At 68.1% G+C, this 1594-nt stretch carries 1 protein-coding gene; it reads left to right on the top strand.

What is annotated here, in order from left to right:
- Positions 1-137: 137 nt before the first annotated feature.
- Positions 138-1523, top strand: coding sequence for an IS1380 family transposase (locus tag AB0873_RS32500; RefSeq protein WP_366604624.1), 1386 nt, complete (start codon positions 138-140; stop codon positions 1521-1523).
- Positions 1524-1594 lie beyond the last annotated feature (71 nt).

The following is a 1594-nucleotide window of genomic DNA, read 5'->3' as shown; positions in this document are numbered from 1 at the left end:
CTAAGCCTCGATCCGTGGATCAGGTCGGCTTGTGATGGCGTCCGAGTTGGCGTGTAGATGGTGAGAGTGCCCGTCTGGGCTGGGATGATCGGGTTTGTCTAGGACACGAATCTCACCAGTTCAGAAGGGCACTTTCGGTGCAAGGATCTCATGCCTGGCGCGCGGACAGCGCGTTGTTCGACGAGGACAATCTCGTGTCGTGTGCGGGGCTGGTGCCGCTGCTGGAGCTGGCCGAGCAGGCTGGGTTGTCGCAGCTGTTGGACGAGCACGTGCGGTTTGCCTGTGAGCGGGTCAAATCCGGGGCTGCTAACTCGACGCCGAAGTTGACCTCGATCATCGCCGGGATGGCCGCTGGCGCGGACAGCATCGATGACCTGGACGTCATCCGTGCCGGTGGGATGAAGAAGCTGTTCGGTGGGATCTACGCGGCCACGACGTTGGGGATCTTCCTGCGGGAGTTCACCCACGGCCACACCCGGCAGCTGTCGGCGGTGCTGCGCCGGCACCTGGTCGCGCTCGCCGAGCAGACCCCGGTGTTGGCGGGCATCGACGAACGCGCGTTCATCGACATCGACTCCCTGCTGCGTCCGGTGTACGGGCACGCCAAGCAGGGTGCCTCGTTCGGGCACACGAAGATCGCGGGCAAGGCCATCCTGCGCCGGGGTCTGTCGCCCCTGGCCGTCACGATCAGCACCCCGACCGCAGCGCCAGTGCTGGCCGGAGTGCGGCTACGGGCCGGGCGTGCCGGCTCCGGCAAGGGCGCCGCGAGCATGGTGACCGAGGCGATCAACACCGCCACCGACGCCGGCGCGCAAGCGCACAACCTCCTCGTGCGCGGCGACAGCGCGTTCTGCAGCGGCAAAGTCATCGCCGCGGTCGTCAAGGCCGGCGCGACATTCTCGTTCGCGATCGCCCGCAACCCGGCGGTCGACGCCGCGATCAGCAGCATCGGCGACGAGCAGTACAAGCCCGTGCACTACCCGGGCGCGGTCACCGACCCCGACACCGGGCAATCCATCTCCGACGCTCAGGTGTCCGAAGTGGAGTACACCGCGTTCGCCGGCACCCAGTACGAGATCACCGGCAGGCTCATCGTGCGCCGCGTCCTGGACGCCAACACCCAGGACCCCCTGTTCCCGGTCTGGCGCTACCACCCGTTCTTCACCAACAACCCCGAGCCGGTCACCGCCGCCGATATCACCCACCGCCGGCACGCCATCTGCGAAACCGTCTGGTCCGACCTCATCGACGGACCCTGGGCACACCAACCCTCCGGCTCCTTCGGCGCCAACGCCGCCTGGACCATCCTCGCCGCCATCTGCCACAACCTGCTCCGCGCCGCCGGCACCCTCACCCACACCGCCCGCTACGCCAGGGCCCGAGGCGCCACCCTGCGCACCCACCTGATCAACCTCCCAGCCCGCCTCGCCCGCCCACAACGCCGCCCCGTGCTCCACCTACCAGCGCACTGGCCCCGCGCCCAAGCCTGGCTCACCCTCTGGAACGCCGTCTTCACCACATAAACGCCCCAACCCCTGCATTCCACTCCCAGCCACCACACGCACCCACGCTGACCACACGACCAGGAACCGAG

The organism is Micromonospora sp. NPDC047707 (assembly GCF_040704235.1).
GTDB lineage: Bacteria > Actinomycetota > Actinomycetes > Mycobacteriales > Micromonosporaceae > Micromonospora.
Note: the sequence above shows the minus strand (reverse complement) of the source record. Positions and strands in the feature narration are given on the sequence as shown.